We start from the raw sequence: 18137 nt of genomic DNA, 5'->3' as shown, positions 1-18137 counted from the left end.
CGGGGAGCGGCAGCCGCCGACGGGGCCGGGCCACGGGCTGGTGGGCGGGTGGGTACGGCCCGCTCAGTCGACCAGGTCGCGCACGACGGCGTCGGCCAGCAGCCGTCCCCGCAGGGTGAGGACGGCGCGGCCGTCCGCGTAAGGGGCGGGCTCCAGGAGCCCGTCCGTTACGGCGCGGGCGGCGGCGGCCGTGCCGTCCGCCGCGAGGAGCGACAGCGGGCAGCCGCCGGACAGGCGCAGTTCCAGCAGGATGCGCTCGACGCGGCGGTCCTCCGCGGTGAGGATCTCCCGGCCCGCCCCCGGGCTGCGGCCCTCGGCCAGTGCCTGGGCGTACGCCCCGGGGTGCTTGACGTTCCACCACCGCACGCCGCCGACGTGGCTGTGGGCGCCGGGGCCCGCGCCCCACCAGTCGGCGCCGGTCCAGTACAGCTCGTTGTGGCGGCAGCGCCCGGCGTCGGTGGTGGCCCAGTTGGAGACCTCGTACCAGTCGAAGCCCGCCGCGGCGAGCCGCTCGTCGGCGATGAGGTAGCGGTCGGCGTGCACGTCGTCGTCGGTCATCGGCACCTCGCCGCGCCGGATCCGCCGGGCGAGCTGCGTGCCCTCCTCGACGATCAGCGCGTAGGCCGACACATGGTCGGGCCCCGCGCCGCTCGCCGCGTCGAGCGAGGCCCGCCAGTCGTCGTCGGACTCGCCGGGGGTCCCGTAGATCAGGTCGAGGTTGACGTGGTCGAACCCGGCCGCGCGGGCCTCGGCGACGCATGCCTCGGGGCGCCCCGGGGTATGGGTGCGGTCCAGCACCTTCAGGACGTGCTGCCGGGCGCTCTGCATGCCGAAGGAAACCCGGTTGAAGCCGCCCGCGCGCAGTTCGGCCAGGTACCGGGGGTCGACGGACTCGGGGTTGGCCTCGGTGGTGACCTCGGCGCCGGGCGCGAGCCCGAACTCCTCGCGGATGGCGGCCAGCGCCCGCCCCAGGTCGGCGGCCGCCAGCAGTGTCGGGGTGCCGCCGCCGACGAAGACCGTCTCGACCTGCCGCGGGTCGTCGCCGAGCACCTTCCTGGCCAGCCGGATCTCGTCGACGAGCACGTCGGCGTAGTTCTCCCGGGAGGCCAGAGCGCCGCCCGAGCCGCGCAGCTCGGTCGCGGTGTAGGTGTTGAAGTCGCAGTAGCCGCAGCGCGTCGCGCAGTACGGCACGTGCAGGTAGAAGCCGAGCGGCCGCCCATCGGCCCCGTCCAGCGCGTGCGCGGGCAGCACCCCGTCCGCGGGCACGGGCTCACCGTCAGGCAGTACAGAAGGCATCCCCCCAGTATCCGTCACCCGGAACCCTCCCCCACCCGCCCCGAAACCGCCTGCCCGGCGGGGCGGCGCGCGCCGGGTGCGCGCATCCGGCAACGGACCCGCCAGCCGACGGGCGGACGACGGGGGCGGGTGGGTGTATCCGTCACCCCAAGCCCTCCCCCGCGCCTGCTCGGCGGGGCGCACCGGGCGGGCGGATCCGGCAAACGGCCCCACCGGGCGCCGGGCGGACGGCGGGGCGGGCGGGGGGTCTGTGGGTGGGTCCGGCGCACGGATCGCTGCCCCGTCCCGCCGTGGGGCGGGCGGGCGTCAGTGGGCCTGGAGGACCAGTAGGGCGAGGTCGTCGTCGGGCGGGGCGACGTCGTAGTCGTGGACGGCGCGGCGGATGCGTTCGGCGACTCCCGCGGCGCCGAGGCCCGTGCAGCCGCCGAGGACGACGGCGAGTCCGTCGTCGTCGTCGAACTGCCGGTGGCCGCGGCGGCGCTCGGTGACGCCGTCGGTGACGCAGAGCAGGGTGTCGCCGGGGGCGAGGTCGAAGGACTCGCTGGCGTACTGCGCGTCGTCGGCGATGCCCAGCAGCATCTGCGGGGAGGCGGCGGGCCGCACCCGCCCGTCGGGGCCGAGGATCAGCGGCAGCGGGTGCCCCGCGGAGGCGAGCGTGCAGCGGGCGCCGTGGCCCGCGGCGTACGGCAGGATCTCGCCGTACAGCAGCGACAGGAAGCGGGCCTGGCCGCCGTCCCAGGCGGCGGTCTCGCCGATCAGCGCGGTGGCGGCCTCGTCGGCGAGGGCCTTGTTGAGGCGGTCGAGGACGTCGTAGACGCCGTAGCCCTCGCGGGCGAGCAGCCGCAGCACGGGGCGGGCGATGCCGGTCAGCGAGGCGGCCTCGGGGCCGCTGCCGCAGACGTCGCCGAGCGCGAAGCACCAGCGGCCGTCCCCGGCGGGGAACAGGTCGTAGAAGTCACCGCCCACCCAGTCACCGGCCATCGGCTCGTAGACGACGGCGTGCTCCACCCCGGGGATGCGTCCGGCGGCGGGCGGCAGCAGGCCGCGCTGCAGCACCGTACTGATCATGGCCTGGCGGGCGTACTGCCGTGCGGTGCCGATCGCGAGCGCGACCCGGCGGGCGAAGTCCTCGACCAGGCCGATCACCTCGTCGGGCAGACCGAGCAGCCCGGTGCGGCCGAGCAGCAGCGCGCCGTGGGCGCGGCCGCCGGTGACCAGCGGCACGGCGAGCGCGCCGCCGTGGTCCCAGGTGTCGTCGGTGACGGGCCAGGGCCACGACTGGGCGCCGGAGAGCAGGGTCTGCGGCGGCGGGGACTTCTCCAGGACGGTGCGCAGGCCGTCGATCCGGTGCTCGGAGCTGTGCCAGACCCGCGACAGCCGGGGCTGGCCGTCGGTCGGGTAGAGCCAGACCGCGCACCAGTCGGCCAGCCGCGGCACCAGGAGCTGGGTGGCCAGCGAGGCGACGTTGTCCTCGTCGAGCTGGCCCGCGAGCAGGTCGGACGCCTCGGCGAGGAAGGACAGCGAGCCGCGGTTGATCCAGTCGGATTCGGCGCGGCGGCCGGTGCCGTTCGGCGGCGCGGGGGCGAGGATCTCGGCGGCCCGCAGGTCCCGGTGGAGCGCCCGCTCGCTCTCGGCGGCGGACAGGGGCGCGGGCCGCTCGTCGTCGGAGCCGGTGAGGTCCAGTCGGCACCAGACGGTCTTGCGGTCGCGCCGGTAGGTGATGCCCCACGCGTCGGAGAGCGCGGCGACGAGTTGCAGGCCGCGGCCGCCCTCCCGGCCGTCGCAGCCCTGGTGGTCGTCGCCGCGCAGCACCCGCGAGGGGTGCTGGTCGGACACCTCGATGACCAGACCGGCGGGCTGCTCGCGCAGGTCGAGGCGGCACAGGACGTCGACGGCGGTGCCCGCGTGGACGACCGCGTTGGTGACGAGTTCGCTGGCCAGCAGGGTGCCGTCGTCGACCAGCCGGTCGGCGAACCCGGCGGGTTCCGGCAGTCCCTGGCTGGTCCAGTCGGCGAGTGTGGCGCGCAGGAAGCGGCGGGCGGCACCGGCGGCGAGCTGGTTGCCCGGCAGGCTGGTCCCTGCCGTGTGCTCGCGGGGCTCCCCCGCTGCGGGGATCCGGCCCGGCGCCGGGCGCGGCGTCTCCGGTCGGGGGCGGGACGGGATGAGCCTCACGGGCGGCTCCTGTGGTTGCGGCGACCCGTCCACCGTCGCACAAGGAAACGTTTCAGGTGCGTACGGTGACCGCGCGTCGCCCGTTCCGGGCCGTGATTGCCGATGTCCGCCCTGCGCCCGGGCCGCGGGGGTTACGCTGCCCCGCCCTGCCCGGCCCCGCTCCGCACGGGCGGCGGTCGGCCGTACGACCGGCCGCCGCCCGTGCCGCGGTGCCGTCAGGCTTCCCGCGACCCCGCGTACATCTCCTCGATCAGCGCGGCGAACTCGCGCTCGACCACCGGCCGCTTGAGCTTGAGGCTGGGGGTGAGGTCGCCGTGCTCCACGTCGAGGTCGCGCGGCAGCAGCCGGAACTGCTTGATCTGCTGCCAGCGCTGCAGCCCTTCGTTGACCCGCTGCACATAGCCGTCGATCATCTCGCGGGCCTGCTCGGTCGCGACGATCTCGGCGTAGCTGCGGCCCTCCAGGCCGTGCTCCTGCGCCCAGGTCAGCAGCGTCGGCTCGTCGAGGGCCAGCAGCGCCGTACAGAAGTTGCGGCCGCCGCCGACGACCAGCACGTTGCTGACGAACGGGCAGACCGCCTTGAACTGGCCCTCGACCTCGGCGGGCGCGATGTACTTGCCGCCGGAGGTCTTGATCAGGTCCTTCTTGCGGTCGGTGATCTTCAGGAAGCCGTCGGGCGACAGCTCGCCGATGTCGCCGGTGTGGAACCAGCCGTCGGGCTCCAGCACCTCGGCGGTCTTCTCGGGCAGGCCGTGGTAGCCCTGCATGATGCCGGGGCCGCGCAGCAGGATCTCGCCGTCGTCCGCGATCCGCACCTCCAGGCCGGGCAGCGCCTTGCCCACGGTGCCGGTGCGGTACGACTCGCCGGGGTTGACGAAGCTGGCGGCGCTGGACTCGGTGAGGCCGTAGCCCTCCAGGATGTGGATGCCGGCGCCGGCGAAGAAGTAGCCGATGTCGGGCGCGAGGGCGGCGGAGCCGGAGACGCAGGCCCGCAGGTTGCCGCCGAACGCCTCGCGGATCTTGGAGTAGACGAGCTTGTCGGCCAGCGCGTGCTTGCTGCGCAAGCCCATCGGCGCGGTCGCCCGGCCGGTCAGGCGCAGGCTGTTCTGGGTGGTCTTGGCGTACTCCCTGGCCACGTCCGCCGCCCAGGAGAAGATCTTGTACTTGGCACCACCGGCGGCGCGGGCCTTGGCCGCCACACCGTTGTAGACCTTCTCGAAGATCCGCGGGACGGCCGCCATGTACGTCGGCTGCACCACCGGCAGGTTCTCGATGATCTTGTCGACCCGGCCGTCGACCGCCGTGACATGGCCCACGGTGATGTGGCCCGCGGTCAGCACCTTGCCGAAGACGTGGGCGAGCGGCAGCCACAGGTACTGCACGTCGTTCTCGTCGAGCAGCCCGACGCCCTCGATGGCGCGTGCCATGTACGCCCAGCAGTCGTGCGGCAGGCGGACGCCCTTGGGGCGGCCGGTGGTGCCGGAGGTGTAGATCAGGGTGGCGAGCTGGTCGCGGGTGATCGCGGCCACCGCGTCGGTGACGGCCGAGGGCTGGCGCTCCAGGTAGGCGGCGCCGCGCTTCTCCAGCTCCTCCAGCGACAGCACCCAGCCGTCGCCCTCGGTGTCGGCGGCGTCGGCGGCCTCCATGACGACGACATGCGCCAGCTCGGGCAGCTCGGCGCGGCGCGCCCGGGCCTTGGCGAGCTGGGCGGCGTTCTCGGCGATCAGCACCCGGCTGCCGGAGTCGGCCAGGATGAACGCGGTCTCGTCGGCGTTGGTGCTGGGGTAGACGGTGGTGGTGGCCGCGCCCGCGCACAGGACGCCCAGGTCGGCCAGGATCCAGTCGACGCTGGTGTTGGAGGCGATCGCCACCCGCTCCTCGGGGCGGATGCCGAGGTCCATCAGCCCGGCGGCGATCGCGTGGACGCGGACCGCGGACTCGCCCCAGGTGAGCGACTTCCAGCCGTCGGGGCCCTCGCCGCTCTCGGCCGGGACCGGGTAGCGGTACGCCTCCGCGTCGGGGGTCGCTGCCACGCGCTCCAGGAAGAGTGTCGCCACGGAGGGCGGCCGATTCTCGATCAACGTCTGTGTGTCGGTCACGACAACCTCCGGGCCCGAGCCTGTTCTTAACTCACCAGTAACCTACGTCGGATCAGGGTAGAGGCCCGACGTCCGGCGCGTAAGAGGGTATGGGCCGCCGGTTGCAACCGTGACCAAGCAGGTAGCTGCCACGTACACGCGTCCTCCACAAGTCCCGCACCTGGCGGAACCCACTGGCGGGCGCGGCTGCGGTACACGTGGTGCGACCTGGGACGGAAGCGGCGTGGCGTGGGACGGACGGGGCCCGCCGCGGGGACGCGAGAGGCCCGTGGCGCCGGTGCGCCACGGGCCGTCGTATCCGCGGAACGTGCTACTTGCGGGCCTTGGAGTCGCCGTCGGAGTCGGTGGACAGCACCGCGATGAATGCCTCCTGCGGCACCTCCACGTTGCCGACCATCTTCATCCGCTTCTTGCCCTCCTTCTGCTTCTCCAGCAGCTTGCGCTTACGGGAGATGTCGCCGCCGTAGCACTTGGCGAGGACGTCCTTGCGGATGGCGCGGACCGTCTCACGGGCGATCACCCGGGCGCCGATGGCGGCCTGGATGGGCACCTCGAAGTTCTGCCGCGGGATCAGCTCGCGCAGCTTGGCGACCAGCCGGACACCGTAGGCGTACGCCTTCTCCTTGTGGGTGATCGCGGAGAACGCGTCCACCTTGTCGCCGTGCAGCAGGATGTCGACCTTGACCAGGTCGGCGCTCTGCTCGCCGGTGGGCTCGTAGTCCAGCGAGGCGTAGCCGCGGGTCTTGGACTTGAGCTGGTCGAAGAAGTCGAAGACGATCTCCGCCAGCGGCAGGGTGTAGCGGATCTCGACCCGGTCCTCGGACAGGTAGTCCATGCCCAGCAGGGAGCCGCGCCGGTTCTGGCAGAGCTCCATGATCGCGCCGATGAACTCGGTGGGCGCCAGGACGGTGGCCCGTACCACCGGCTCGAAGACCTTGTCGATCTTGCCCTCGGGGAACTCGCTCGGGTTGGTCACGATGTGCTCGGAGCGGTCCTCCATCACCACCCGGTAGACCACGTTCGGCGCGGTGGCGATCAGGTCGAGGCCGAACTCGCGCTCCAGCCGCTCGCGGATCACGTCCAGGTGCAGCAGGCCCAGGAAGCCGACGCGGAAGCCGAAGCCGAGCGCGGCCGAGGTCTCCGGCTCGTAGACCAGCGCGGCGTCGTTGAGCTGCAGCTTGTCCAGCGCCTCGCGCAGCTCCGGGTAGTCCGAGCCGTCCAGCGGGTAAAGGCCGGAGAAGACCATCGGCTTGGGGTCCTTGTAGCCGCCCAGCGCCTCGGTCGCGCCCTTGTTCAAGGTGGTGATGGTGTCACCGACCTTGGACTGGCGGACGTCCTTCACACCCGTGATCAGATAGCCGACCTCGCCGACCCCCAGGCCGTCGGCCGGAGTCATCTCGGGCGACGAGACGCCGATCTCCAGCAGCTCGTGCGTGGCCCCGGTGGACATCATCCGGATCCGCTCGCGCTTGTTGAGCTGGCCGTCGATGACCCTGACGTAGGTGACGACGCCGCGGTACGAGTCGTAGACCGAGTCGAAGATCATCGCGCGGGCGGGGGCGTCGGCCACACCGACCGGGGCCGGTACGTCCCTGACCACCCGGTCGAGCAGCGCGTCCACGCCGACGCCGGTCTTGGCCGAGACCCGCAGCACGTCGGAGGGGTCGCAGCCGATGAGGTTGGCCAGCTCCTCGGCGAACTTCTCCGGCTGTGCGGCCGGCAGGTCGATCTTGTTGAGCACGGGGACGATGGTGAGGTCGTTCTCCATCGCCAGGTAGAGGTTGGCGAGGGTCTGCGCCTCGATGCCCTGCGCGGCGTCCACCAGCAGGATCGTGCCCTCGCAGGCGGCCAGCGAACGCGACACCTCATAGGTGAAGTCGACGTGGCCGGGGGTGTCGATCATGTTCAGGATGTGCGTGCTGCCCGCGCCCTCGCCGGTCGTCGGCGCCCAGGGCAGCCGGACGGCCTGCGACTTGATCGTGATGCCCCGCTCCCGCTCGATGTCCATCCGGTCGAGGTACTGGGCACGCATCTGCCGCGAGTCGACGACGCCGGTGAGCTGCAGCATCCGGTCGGCGAGCGTCGACTTGCCGTGGTCGATGTGGGCGATGATGCAGAAGTTACGGAGCAGCGCCGGGTCGGTACGGCTCGGCTCCGGCACGTGGGAAGGGGTCGCGGGCACGCAGGGTCCATTTTCTTGAGACGCTCGGCGCCTCTGCTGGTCGGATCGATACGTAGACGTGGGGTCCATGGTCCCATGACTGGCGGACTCCCACCGGTTTGGGCCGCCACCTGGACGGCTGGTAGCCTGGAGCACTGTGCCTCGTGCCCTCTACCCGAGGCGCAGTGCGCGGTACTCACCCGCACAACCCGCAAGTACCAACGAACCTGAGAAGGCTCTTTCGTGGCGAACATCAAGTCCCAGATCAAGCGGAACAAGACCAACGAGAAGGCGCGCCTGCGCAACAAGGCCGTCAAGTCCGAGCTGAAGACCGCGATCCGTCGCACCCGCGAGGCCGTCGCCGCCGGTGACGCCGAGAAGGCCGCCGAGGCCGCTCGTCTCGCCACCAAGAAGCTCGACAAGGCGGTCAGCAAGGGCGTCATCCACAAGAACCAGGCGGCCAACAAGAAGTCGGCCATCTCTCACTCGGTCTCCGCTCTGCAGGGCTGATCCCCCTGGCGCTGCGTCCGCGCAGCGCACTGCCGGCAACCGGAACCAGCGGCCCCTCTACCGCCCGGACCGGCATTCCGATCACCGCACCGCATTCGGCCGCGTTCGCCACGCGGGTGTGGTGCAACGATTCGCTAACTGCCCGCCCGGGAATCCCGGGCGGGCAGTGTGCTGTTCGCCTATTCTCGCGCCATGTCGACGCCTCCGGACCAGCCGAGCGCCTCCCCGTACCAGAACCCGCCGCCGGCCGGCGGGTACGGTGCGCCCGTGCCCGCACAGCACAATCCGTACGCGCAGCCGGCCCAGCCGAGTGCTTACGGTGCGCAGCCAGCTCCTTACGGTGCGCAGCCCGGTCCCTACGGTCAGGTGGCGCCTTCGGGAGCGGGACGCGGCGGCGGGGCCGGGAAGGCCGTGCTGTGGGCCGTGGTCGGCGCCGTGGTGGCGTCGGGGCTGTGGGGCGGCGGGGTGCTGCTGCTCCACAAGGACGCGGGCAAGGCCGATCTGCGCGGCTACACCTCCAAGAGCGACCTGTGCGCGGCCTCCGACCTGTCCGCCTTCACCAGCCAGTACCCGAAGCCGGACGACTCCCCGACCAAGTACGGCACCAAGGGTGACGCGCTGACCCAGAGCTACTGCTCGGAGAGCCTGAAGAAGGACGGCTCCACCTACTCCGACGCCTATCTCTCCCTCGAACTCGACCTGCACAAGAAGACCGACCCGTCCGCCGAGTTCGCCGATCTCTGGCAGAGCTACAAGTACCGCGGCTCCGACTCCAAGTACCAGGTCAAGCCGGTGACCGGCTTCGGCGACGAGGCCTACCTCGTCACCCAGGACACCGTCACCTCCCTCTCCGACGGCACCCAGTCCGGCGACCGCGAGGTCACCCTCGCCGTCCGCGACGGCTGGGCCACCTTCTCCATGAGCTGGAGCGCCTACGCCAGCTCCCTCAACTCCTCCTCCACCACCACAGTCGCCTCCCTCTCCGACGCCACCACCTGGGTAGAAACGGCCACGAGGGCAACCCTCCCGAAGCTACGGAAGTAGGCCGAGCCCCGAAGGGGCGCGGGGAGTGGCCCCTCCGGGGCGGGGTTCGCGTCCGGCCGCGGACGGAGTGCCCCGAAGGGGCGCGGGGAACTGCGCGAGCAACCCACCACTGCCGGACGATCCGGCGACGACACCAGCGCCCCCTTTGGGGCGGAAGCCCCGGGGCACTCTTCCACCGCCGTCGGAGACAGCCGCTCGGGGCCGTCCCCGAACACCCCGCCGCTGTGGCTGGTCGCGCAGTTCCTCGCGCCCCTTCGGGGCACTTCCGGGGTGGCCCGGGGACGTGTGGGGCGCCGTCAGGCGCGGAGGCGGCTCGCCTGGGCGATGGTGACGACAGCCTTCTCCAGCGCATACGCAGGATCCGCAGCGCCGCCCTTGACGGCGGCATCCGCCTCGGCGACGGCACGCAGGGCGACGGAAACCCCGTCCGCGGTCCACCCACGCATCTGCTGCCGCACTCGATCAATCTTCCACGGCGGCATGCCGAGATCCCGGGCGAGCTGCCCGGGATTGGCTCCGCGCGGGGCGGACGCGAGTTTGCCGATCGCGCGGACCCCGGAGGCCAGCGCGAAGGTGATGCCCGGCAGCGGCTGGCCCACGGACAGCGCCCAGCGCAACCGCTCCAGCGCCTCGGCTGTACGCCCGGTGACCGCGAGGTCGGCGACCTCGAAGCCGGTGGCCTCGGCCCGGCCGGTGTAGTAGCGGGCCACGACGGCCACATCGATGGTGCCCTCGACATCGGCGGTGAGCTGCGCGGCGGCGCTGGCCAACTCCCGCAGGTCGCTGCCGATCGCGTCGACCAGCGCCTGCGTCGCCTCGGGCGTGGCCGAACGCCCGAGAGTACGGAACTCACCGCGTACGAACGCCAGCCGGTCGGCCGGCTTGGTCATCTTCGGGCAGGCCACCTCACGGGCCCCCGCCTTGCGCGCCGCGTCCAGCAGCGGCTTCCCCTTGGCCGCGCCGGCGTGCAGCAGCACCAGGGTGATCTCCTCGACGGGCGCCGCCAGATACGCCTTGACGTCCTTGACGGTGTCCGCCGACAGATCCTGTGCGTTGCGCACCACGACGACCTTGCGCTCGGAGAAGAGCGACGGGCTGGTCAACTCCGCGAGCGTGCCCGGCTGCAGCGCGTCCGGGGTGAGGTCCCGCACATCGGTGTCCGCGTCGGCGGCGCGGGCGGCCGTCACCACCTCGCGCACGGCGCGGTCGAGCAGCAGGTCCTCCTGGCCCACCGCGAGGGTGAGTGGAGCGAGCGGGTCGTCTTGAGCTGTCTTCCTGGCCATCGGGGTCCAGCATCCCACGGGGGTAGGACACCGCCGTCCGCCGCCGTCGGGGACACTGTCTCGGTGAACGACGTACGCCATGTCCTGGTACTGCCCGACCGCGACGCCGCGGAGGAGGTCGCCGAGCTTCTGACCACGCGCTTTGCCCTGCGCGAGGAGCCCCATCTCGTACGGGACGCCCTCGCCGGTGAGGACGACGCCGAGGACGCGCAGTGGCTGGTCGTCGTCGAGGACTCCACCGCCGGGCTGGACCCGGCCGCGCTGGACGCCCTGGCCGCCGAGTTCGAGGGCTGGCTGGAGTAGCCGCCTACACCGTCCGGGACGGCGCCGCCGCTTCCGCGCGCACCGCTGCCGAGTCCGTGGGCTCCGCCTCCTCCGCGGGGAGTTCGCGCAGCCGCGGCACGGGTGAGGGCAGCAGCCACAGCACGCTCAGGACGCCGCCGACGGTGGCGATCCACAGGGTCGGCCGCAGGCCGATCGAGCTGCCCAGGACACCGCCGGTCACGGCGCCGAGCGGGCGCATCCCGTAGTTGACCGTACGGAAGGCGCCGCTGACCCGGGAGCGCAGCGCGTCGGGTATGACGGCGGCCTGCAGCGAGCCGCTGCCGATGTCCAGCAGCATCAACCCGATCCCGGAGACGAACTCGGCGCAGAAGAAGGTCGCGAGCACCAGCGGTGTCGGGCCGCCCGCCAGCGGTATCAGTACCAGCGGGGCCGGGAAGAAGAAGTACCCGAGGGTGACCGCCGGGCCGATCCCGATGGCCCGGATGATCCGGCCGGTGAGCAGGGCGCCGATCAGGCCGCCGACCGCGCCCGCGCCGATCACCAGGCCCAGCGTGCCCGCGTCCAGGCCGAGTTCGTCGACCGCGTAGAGCACCACGAGGGAGTGGAAGACGAAGTTGAAGAAGTTCACCGTCGCCGCTCCGGCGAGCAGGGTGCGCAGGATCCGGGAGCGGCCGATGAAGCGCAGCCCGGCGGTGAGATGGCCCTTGCGCGGTGGCGCGGGTGGCGGTTCCGCGGGCGCGATCCGCGCCAGGAACGCGGCGGAGGCCACGAAGGACACGGCGTCGGCGAGCAGTGCCAACGGCGCGGCCAGCACCTGTACGAGCAGTCCGCCCGCGCTGGGCCCTGCCACGAAGGAGAAGGCCCGGGTGCCGTTGATCAGGGTGTTGCCCTGTACGTACTGGTCGGGGCGGAGCAGCGTCACGAACAGGGTCGCGTTGCAGACGTCGAAGAGCACGCTGAAGACGCCGACGGCGAAGGCGACCGCGTAGAGCTGGCCGAGGGTGAGCGCGTCGAGGGCATAGGCGACGGGCAGCGACGCGATCAGCGCGGCGCGGGCCAGGTCGGCGGTGATCATGACCTGCCTGCGGCGGCCCCGCCGGTCGGCCCAGGCGCCCGCGGGGAGCGAGAAGAGCAGCGCGGGCAGCAGCCCTGCCGTGGAGAGCCAGCCCATCTGGGCGGCGTCGGCGTGCAGCACGAGCACGGCGGCGAGCGGGATGGCCAGGAAGGTGATCTGGTCCCCGAGCAGCGACACGCTCTGGCCGCTCCAGTAGCGGCGGAACGGCCGTTCGTGCAGCAGCGCCGGCACCCGGGCGGCCAGTGCCCGCGTGGCGGTGGCGCTCATGACCGCTCCCCCGGGCCGCGGCGGCTGTCCTCCGGAGCCTCGGGCGCGGCGTAGGCGACTTGCAGATACGACACGCGGCGGGCGTCCTCGGGGCGCAGGGCCGGATCGGCGGTGCGGTCGGTGTACTCGGCGATCAGGGCGTCGAGCCGCTCGCCGAGACCGACCAGCTCCTCCGGCGTGAGGTAGAGGGTCGTGTCGGTGAAGCGCTCGGCCTCCTGCCACTCCCGCGGCAGGGCGCTGCGGGTTTCCAGCGCACGCGTCATGCGGTGCAGGTGGTTCTCCGCGACGGCGGCCGTCAGCGCCTCCGCCGCGGCGGCGACCGCGGGGTCGTCGGAGTAGTTCGGCCAGTCCGTGGACTCGGCGGTGGCCCGCCATGGCTTCTCCCTCCCCGGACCCCCGGGAGCCGCCTCCTCCACCAGGCCGTACTTGGCGAGTATCCGCAGGTGGTACGAGCAGCTCGCGACGGACTCGCCCGTCAGCTCGGCCGCGCGGGTGGCGGTGAAGGGGCCCTCGCGGCGGAGCAGGCCGACCAGGGTCATCCGGGTCGGATGGGCGTACGCCCGCAGGGCGCGCGGGTCGGTGAGGTGTACCTGGTGGTCCCTGGGCTTGTCCGGCATACATATCAAGCTAACTTTCTAAAGGAGTCTTTACAAGGGTTTCTTTACAAGCCTTTCTTTATACGTCCGCCCACGGTGGTGCCCAGCTCCTCCGGGGTGTCCCCGGTCACCGCGATCGGGCCGTCGGTGTCGGTCCGCAGCACGGTGGCGCCCAGTGCCCGCAGCGCCGCGACCGTACGGGCCGCCGGGTGGCCGTACGGATTGCCCGCGCCCACCGAGATCAGCGCCAGCCGCGGCCGCACCCGGGCGAACAGCTCCGGGTCCTGGAACGCCGAGCCGTGGTGGGCCACCTTCAGCACATCCACCCGGGGCAGGGCGGGCAGCCGGGCCAGCAACTCCTGCTGCGCGGGCGGCTCCAGATCCCCCATCAGCAGCAGCGTCAGCCCGCCGGTGCGCACCAGCAGCGCCACGCTCGCGTCATTCGGCCCGTCGTCGGGCAGCTCCGCGGCGGCCGGCGGCGGCCACAGCACCTGCCACTCCAGCGGGCCGAGGCGGCGCCGCTCCCCCGCCGCCGCGCGGACCTCGGGCACCCCGGCGGCGGCCGCCTCCCGGCGCACGCCCGCGGCCTGTTCCGGCGGCGCGTCCAGCACCGTGGTCTCGATCGCGCCCACCGCGCGGCCCCGCAGCACTCCCGGCAGGCCGTCGACGTGGTCTGCGTGGAAGTGCGTCAGGATCAGCAGCGGGACGGCGGTGACGCGCAGGTCGCGCAGGCAGCGGTCGACCAGTGCGGGTTCGGGTCCCGCGTCCACCACGACGGCCGCGCCCGGCCCGGCCCACAGCGCCAGCGCGTCGCCCTGCCCGACGTCGCACATCGCGAACCGCCAGTGGTCCGGCGGCCAGCCCGCCACGAACCGGGGCAGCGGCACCGGTCTCACCAGCGCGAGCAGCAGAAGAAGCGCGCAGGCCGCGCAGAGCCACGGCTTGCGCAGCAGCCAGCGGGCACAGGCCGCCACGGCCGCGGTGAGCACCGCGAGCAGCGCCGCGCCCTGCCAACTGTCCGGCCAGGCGATCCCGGCGCCCGGGAGTGCGGCGCCGCGGCGGGCCACGGCGGCGATCCATTCCGTCGGCAGCGCCGCCGCCCAGGCCAGGGCGTGGGCCGCGGGCATCGCGACGGGCGCCGCGGCCAGTGCGGCGAACCCGAGGATCGTGGCCACCCCCACCGCCGGTTCCGCCAGCAGATTGCACGGCACCGCGACCAGGCTCAGCCGGGCCGACAGCAGCACGATCACCGGCCCGCAGAGCGCCTGTGCGGCCGCTGCCGCCGCCAGGGCCTCCGCCAGCCGCGGTGGCAGCCCCTTGGCCCGCAGCGCCGCGCTCCACCGCGGCGCCAGGGTCAGCAGGGCGCCGGTGGCGAGGACCGACAGCACGAAGCCGTAGGAACGGGCGAGTTCGGGCTCGTACAGCACCAGCAGCACGACGGCGCCCGCGAGCGCCGGGAGCAGGGAGCGGCGGCGGCCCGTGCCGATGGCCAGCAGCGTGATCAGGCCGCACGCGGCGGCGCGCAGCACGCTCGCCCCGGGGCGGCACACCAGCACGAAGGCCAGCGTGAGCCCCGCGCCCAGCAGCGCCGTCCACCGCAGCGGCAGCCCCAACGCGGCCGCCACCCCGCGGCGTTCCGATCTGATCGCCAGGCCCGGCGGTCCGATCAGCAGGATCAGCACCAGCGTGAGGTTGGCTCCCGAGACGGCCGTGAGATGGGTGAGGTCGCAGGCCCGGAAAGCGTCCTTCAGCTCCGGGGTCAGCGCTGACGTGTCGCCCACGACCAGGCCGGGCAGCAGCGCTCGGGCATCGGCGGGCAGTGACCGCACGGCCGTGCGCAGGCCCGCGCGCAGCCCGGCGGCGAAGCGTTGCGGACCGCTGGGCGGGCCGATCACGCGGGGTGGGCCGTGGGCGCTGAGCACCGCGGCGACGTCGTCGCCGGGGCGGTCCGGCGGCGCGAAGCGGGCGGTGACGGCGATGCGCGTCGACGGGAGCAGTCGCAGCCAGGGCCGCACATCGCCCTCCGCCATCAGCACCACCGGGGTGCGGATCCGGGTCTCGTTGCGTCCCGGCTCCTCTGTCACGTTCAGCGCCACGCCTTTGACCACCGCGGTCCGCGGTGCGCGCGCCGCCCCACGCACCCGGGGCTCCGCCTCGACCGGGTCCGCCGTCACCCGCAGCTCCACCTCGGCCACCGCCCGCCGCCTGGCCAGCTCCGGCACCGGCCCGCGGTACAGGTCCGCCTCCCCCATCACGGCCACCGCGGCCCCGACCGCCCCGCACAGCAGCGCCGCCGCCACAGCCAGCGCCAGCCCAGCCCTCCCCCACGCCACCAGGACCACCACCGCCCCGACCACCGCCACCCCGGCACACCCGACCGCCACACCCGCCGACACCCCGGGCACCAACGCCGCCCCCGCCCACACCGCCAACGCGGGCCCCACCAACCGCAGATCCGCCGGCCCCTCCACCCGCGGATTCGCCGCCCCCAACCGCGACCGGGCCGCCGCGTGCACCGCCGCCCGGCCCTGTTCTTCCCCATGCGGCACCGGGGAAGGCGGCGGGGGCGGCGAGAGGCGAGGCGGCACCTCGGCACGGGTCGGCACCCCTCGGGCCACGTCGACCGCGCCGCTCCCGTCACCCGCGGAGGACCCCTCCGCCGCGGCTGACCGCAGGTCGCCAGGGCGGGTCATGGCTGGACCAGGGGTTGGAGGGTGGTGAATTTGCGGTCGCCGATGCCGGGGACTTGGCGGAGTTGCTGGGTGGAGGTGAAGGTGCCGTGTTGGGTGCGGAAGTCGAGGATGTGCTGGGCGAGGACGGGGCCGACGCCGGGGAGGGCGTCGAGTTGGGGGGCGGTGGCGGAGTTGAGGCTGAGGGGGGTGCCGGGGGCTGGGGAGGGTGGGGCGGGGGCGCCGAGGGGTGGGGGGACGCCGACGAGGAGTTGTTCGCCGTCGGCGAGGGGGCGGGCGAGGTTGAGGGAGGTGGTGTCCGTGCCCGGGAGGGTGCCGCCCGCCGCGGCGAGGGCGTCCGCGACCCGGGCGCCCGCGGGCAGCCTGCGGAGGCCCGGCCGGGCGACCTTGCCCGTGATGTCGACGGTCAGCCGTGGTTTCGCCGTGGCTGTGGCCGTCGCCTGACCTCGCACCGCCCCGAACAGCGACGGTCCGGCCAGCGGCGGCGGCACCTGGACCGTTCGGGGTCGCCCCGCCAGGAAGTGGTGCAGGGCCAGCACGCCCGCGATCACCAGGACCGCCGCCAGCGCGGCCACCGTCTTGAACTCCAGGCCGCAGCGGACGAACAGCCAGGTCCGTAAGCGCCTGATGCGCCCGACGTCCGGACGGGCGTCCGGAACCGGCCCCGGGTGGGCGTCAGGGACCGATTCCGGGCGCGGCGGTCGCGTTCCGCCGAAGAGTGCCGCCGCGCGCTCGCGGATCTCGTCCGGGTCCGGGGGCGTCTTGCGCTGCGGGTGGACGACGGTGCGGAGGGAGTCCAAGGAGTTCATGGACCCGATGCTGGACCGGATCGCCCGGCAAAGATGATCTTGGTCGGATTCTGTGGACTACTCGCCGGTTGTGGACAACTCGGCCACCCGGCAGGGTGAATGGACAGGCGTTCGCCGGGCCTCAGTGCGGTGAGAGGACGACGCCGAGCAGTCCGGGACCGGCGTGGGCGCCGATCACCGCGCCCACCTCGCTGACGACGAGTTCGTCGAGGCCGGGTACGCGCTCGCGCAGCCGCTCGGCGAGGGCGCTCGCCCGGTCGGCGGCGGCGAGGTGGTGGACGGCGAGGGCGACGCGGCGGGTGCCCGCCTGCTCCACGACGATCTCCTCCAGGCGGGAGATCGCTTTGGAGGACGTACGCACCTTCTCCAGCAGCTCGATCCGGCCGTCGGCGAGCCGCAGCAGCGGTTTGACGGCGAGCGCGGAGCCGAAGAGGGCCTGGGCGGTGCCGATCCGGCCGCCGCGGCGGAGGTAGTCGAGGGTGTCGACGTAGAAGTACGCGGAGGTGTCCGCGGCGCGCTTCTCGGCGGCGGCGACGACGTCGTCCGGGGTGCCGCCCGCCTCCGCGGTCTCGGCCGCCGCGAGGACGGTGAAGCCGAGGGCCATCGCGACCATTCCGGTGTCGACGACGCGTACCGGCACCGGTGCGTCCTTCGCGGCGAGCAGCGCCGCGTCATAGGTGCCGGAGAACTCAGCGGACAGGTGCAGCGAGACGATGGATTCGGCGCCCGCGTCCGCTGCCGCCTCGTAGGCCGTGGCGAATTCGGCGGGTGAGGGGCGGGAGGTCGTCACCGGGTGGCGCCGTTGGAGGGCGCGGGCGACGGCCGGGGCGGAGACTTCGGTGCCCTCCTCGAGCGATTCGTCGCCGATCACCACGGTGAGGGGCACTACGGCGATGTTGTGCCGGATGAGTGCGGCCCGGCCCAGGTAGGCCGTGGAATCCGTGACGATGGTGACATGCGGGGGCATGACGGGGAGGTTACCCGGGGGCAAGGCGGGGCGGTAATCAGGGCCCTCATTGCCGGGCCGGGCTAGTCCTCAAACGCCGGACGGGCTTGAATTTGATCACCCGGGGGAAATCGCGCACCCGGGCGAGATCGCGCGCCCCGGCAAGGACCCCCGTCCCCTACTCGCCCGAAGGGCTCAGCTTCGGGGTCGCTGGAGGTGCTACCGGAGGGGAATCGGGGGTCCAGTGGCGGAGGGCGCTGGATTCGATGTCGATTTGGTGGCTGAGGTGGGCGAGGTCGTCGTCGGCGAAGCGGCGGGCGCGGTCCTGGGCGGCCCAGCGGAGGGAGTCGGCGGAGTGGGTGATGCGGTGGGTGCGCTCGGTGAGGTGGGGGAGGCGCTGGGCAATGCGGGTTCTGTCGGGTTCGCGTTCGAGCATTTTGAGTTCGCCGTCGAGAAGGCGGGCGTGGTCGTTGAGGCGGGCGAGGAGGGCGGCGGCCTCGGAGAGGGAGGGGTCGTCGGCGCGGCCGTCGTCGAGGGCGCGGAAGGTGCTGTCGATGGAGGTGCGCAGGTCGAGCCGGAGTTGGGCCAGCTCGCCCGCGGGGCCCGGCAGGGTGTAGCGCCGGGCTTTGAGCTGGGTGTCCTCGACGACGCGGCGGGCCTGGACCTTGCCTCGCGCCACGCCGCGGCGGACGGCGCGCACGGTGCGTACCGAGACCACCACGCCCAGGGTGACGAAGGAGAGGAAGAGCAGCAGGAGGACCAAGGCGGCGATGTCCACGGGCGGTCTCCTCCGGGTCGGCGGCACAGACGGCGGAAGCTTCCGACGGCTCCCCCTCCACCGTAACCAACAGGGGCGGGCTGGGGGATCCGGAAAATCACCTAGCCCGCCCCTAGGGGAGACCTG

At 73.2% G+C, this 18137-nt stretch carries 14 protein-coding genes; 3 read left to right on the top strand and 11 right to left on the bottom strand.

Annotation, left to right across the window (positions count from 1 at the left end):
* Window positions 1-63: 63 nt before the first annotated feature.
* The 4 genes from hemW to lepA all read right to left on the bottom strand — a co-directional run bounded on the left by hemW (window position 64) and on the right by lepA (window position 7749).
* A complete protein-coding gene (gene hemW, locus AB0M29_RS24715; RefSeq protein ID WP_365386074.1) occupies window positions 64-1296 on the bottom strand; it encodes a radical SAM family heme chaperone HemW in 1233 nt (410 codons plus the stop codon).
* Between the two features lie 306 nt (window positions 1297-1602).
* Window positions 1603-3411: an ATP-binding SpoIIE family protein phosphatase gene (locus tag AB0M29_RS24710; RefSeq protein ID WP_365386179.1), complete on the bottom strand. Its 1809-nt coding sequence runs from the start codon at window positions 3409-3411 to the stop codon at window positions 1603-1605.
* A 272-nt stretch (window positions 3412-3683) separates the two neighbouring features.
* Window positions 3684-5567 (bottom strand): long-chain fatty acid--CoA ligase, encoded by a 1884-nt coding sequence (locus AB0M29_RS24705; protein WP_365386071.1) that lies wholly within the window; start codon window positions 5565-5567, stop codon window positions 3684-3686.
* 310 nt (window positions 5568-5877) lie between these two features.
* A complete protein-coding gene (lepA, locus tag AB0M29_RS24700) occupies window positions 5878-7749 on the bottom strand; it encodes a translation elongation factor 4 (RefSeq protein WP_365386069.1) in 1872 nt (623 codons plus the stop codon).
* 222 nt (window positions 7750-7971) lie between these two features.
* Between lepA and rpsT the strand changes: the two genes are divergently transcribed.
* A complete protein-coding gene (gene rpsT, locus AB0M29_RS24695) occupies window positions 7972-8238 on the top strand; it encodes a 30S ribosomal protein S20 (RefSeq protein ID WP_365386066.1) in 267 nt (88 codons plus the stop codon).
* A gap of 192 nt (window positions 8239-8430) precedes the next feature.
* Window positions 8431-9282, top strand: a complete 852-nt coding sequence (locus tag AB0M29_RS24690; protein WP_365386065.1) for a hypothetical protein — start codon at window positions 8431-8433, stop codon at window positions 9280-9282.
* 296 nt (window positions 9283-9578) lie between these two features.
* On the opposite strand, the gene holA is transcribed toward AB0M29_RS24690, so the two are convergent.
* A complete protein-coding gene (holA, locus tag AB0M29_RS24685; protein WP_365386062.1) occupies window positions 9579-10565 on the bottom strand; it encodes a DNA polymerase III subunit delta in 987 nt (328 codons plus the stop codon).
* Between the two features lie 63 nt (window positions 10566-10628).
* Here holA and AB0M29_RS24680 point away from each other — a divergent pair, with 63 nt between their 5' ends.
* Window positions 10629-10868: a hypothetical protein gene (locus tag AB0M29_RS24680; protein ID WP_365386059.1), complete on the top strand. Its 240-nt coding sequence runs from the start codon at window positions 10629-10631 to the stop codon at window positions 10866-10868.
* Between the two features lie 4 nt (window positions 10869-10872).
* On the opposite strand, the gene AB0M29_RS24675 is transcribed toward AB0M29_RS24680, so the two are convergent.
* From AB0M29_RS24675 to AB0M29_RS24650, 6 genes are all read right to left on the bottom strand, one after another.
* Entirely contained in the window at window positions 10873-12192 is a 1320-nt protein-coding gene (locus tag AB0M29_RS24675; protein ID WP_365386057.1) for an MFS transporter, read from the bottom strand.
* Window positions 12189-12809: a helix-turn-helix domain-containing protein gene (locus tag AB0M29_RS24670; RefSeq protein ID WP_365386055.1), complete on the bottom strand. Its 621-nt coding sequence runs from the start codon at window positions 12807-12809 to the stop codon at window positions 12189-12191. The genes AB0M29_RS24675 and AB0M29_RS24670 overlap by 4 nt, the downstream gene beginning before the upstream one ends.
* 44 nt (window positions 12810-12853) lie before the next feature.
* The gene (locus AB0M29_RS24665; RefSeq protein ID WP_365386053.1) at window positions 12854-15337 is read right to left on the bottom strand and encodes a ComEC/Rec2 family competence protein; all 2484 of its coding nucleotides are present in this window, start codon (window positions 15335-15337) and stop codon (window positions 12854-12856) included.
* Between the two features lie 140 nt (window positions 15338-15477).
* Entirely contained in the window at window positions 15478-16287 is an 810-nt protein-coding gene (locus AB0M29_RS24660; protein WP_365386051.1) for a helix-hairpin-helix domain-containing protein, read from the bottom strand.
* 121 nt (window positions 16288-16408) lie between these two features.
* Window positions 16409-17254 (bottom strand): DegV family protein, encoded by an 846-nt coding sequence (locus AB0M29_RS24655; RefSeq protein WP_365386049.1) that lies wholly within the window; start codon window positions 17252-17254, stop codon window positions 16409-16411.
* A 157-nt stretch (window positions 17255-17411) separates the two neighbouring features.
* Window positions 17412-18011 (bottom strand): hypothetical protein, encoded by a 600-nt coding sequence (locus tag AB0M29_RS24650; RefSeq protein ID WP_365386047.1) that lies wholly within the window; start codon window positions 18009-18011, stop codon window positions 17412-17414.
* Window positions 18012-18137: the final 126 nt, after the last annotated feature.

This window comes from Streptomyces sp. NPDC051976 (assembly GCF_040680795.1).
Taxonomy (GTDB): domain Bacteria; phylum Actinomycetota; class Actinomycetes; order Streptomycetales; family Streptomycetaceae; genus Actinacidiphila.
This window is presented reverse-complemented; position numbering and strand designations above follow the sequence as displayed.

Coding starts and splice junctions, on each gene's coding strand:
- hemW (WP_365386074.1), bottom strand. CDS start 1,296: ATGCCTTCTGTACTGCCTGACGGTGAGCCCGTGCCCGCGGACGGGGTG.
- AB0M29_RS24690 (WP_365386065.1), top strand. CDS start 8,431: ATGTCGACGCCTCCGGACCAGCCGAGCGCCTCCCCGTACCAGAACCCG.
- holA (WP_365386062.1), bottom strand. CDS start 10,565: ATGGCCAGGAAGACAGCTCAAGACGACCCGCTCGCTCCACTCACCCTC.
- AB0M29_RS24675 (WP_365386057.1), bottom strand. CDS start 12,192: ATGAGCGCCACCGCCACGCGGGCACTGGCCGCCCGGGTGCCGGCGCTG.
- AB0M29_RS24670 (WP_365386055.1), bottom strand. CDS start 12,809: ATGCCGGACAAGCCCAGGGACCACCAGGTACACCTCACCGACCCGCGC.
- AB0M29_RS24660 (WP_365386051.1), bottom strand. CDS start 16,287: ATGAACTCCTTGGACTCCCTCCGCACCGTCGTCCACCCGCAGCGCAAG.
- AB0M29_RS24655 (WP_365386049.1), bottom strand. CDS start 17,254: ATGCCCCCGCATGTCACCATCGTCACGGATTCCACGGCCTACCTGGGC.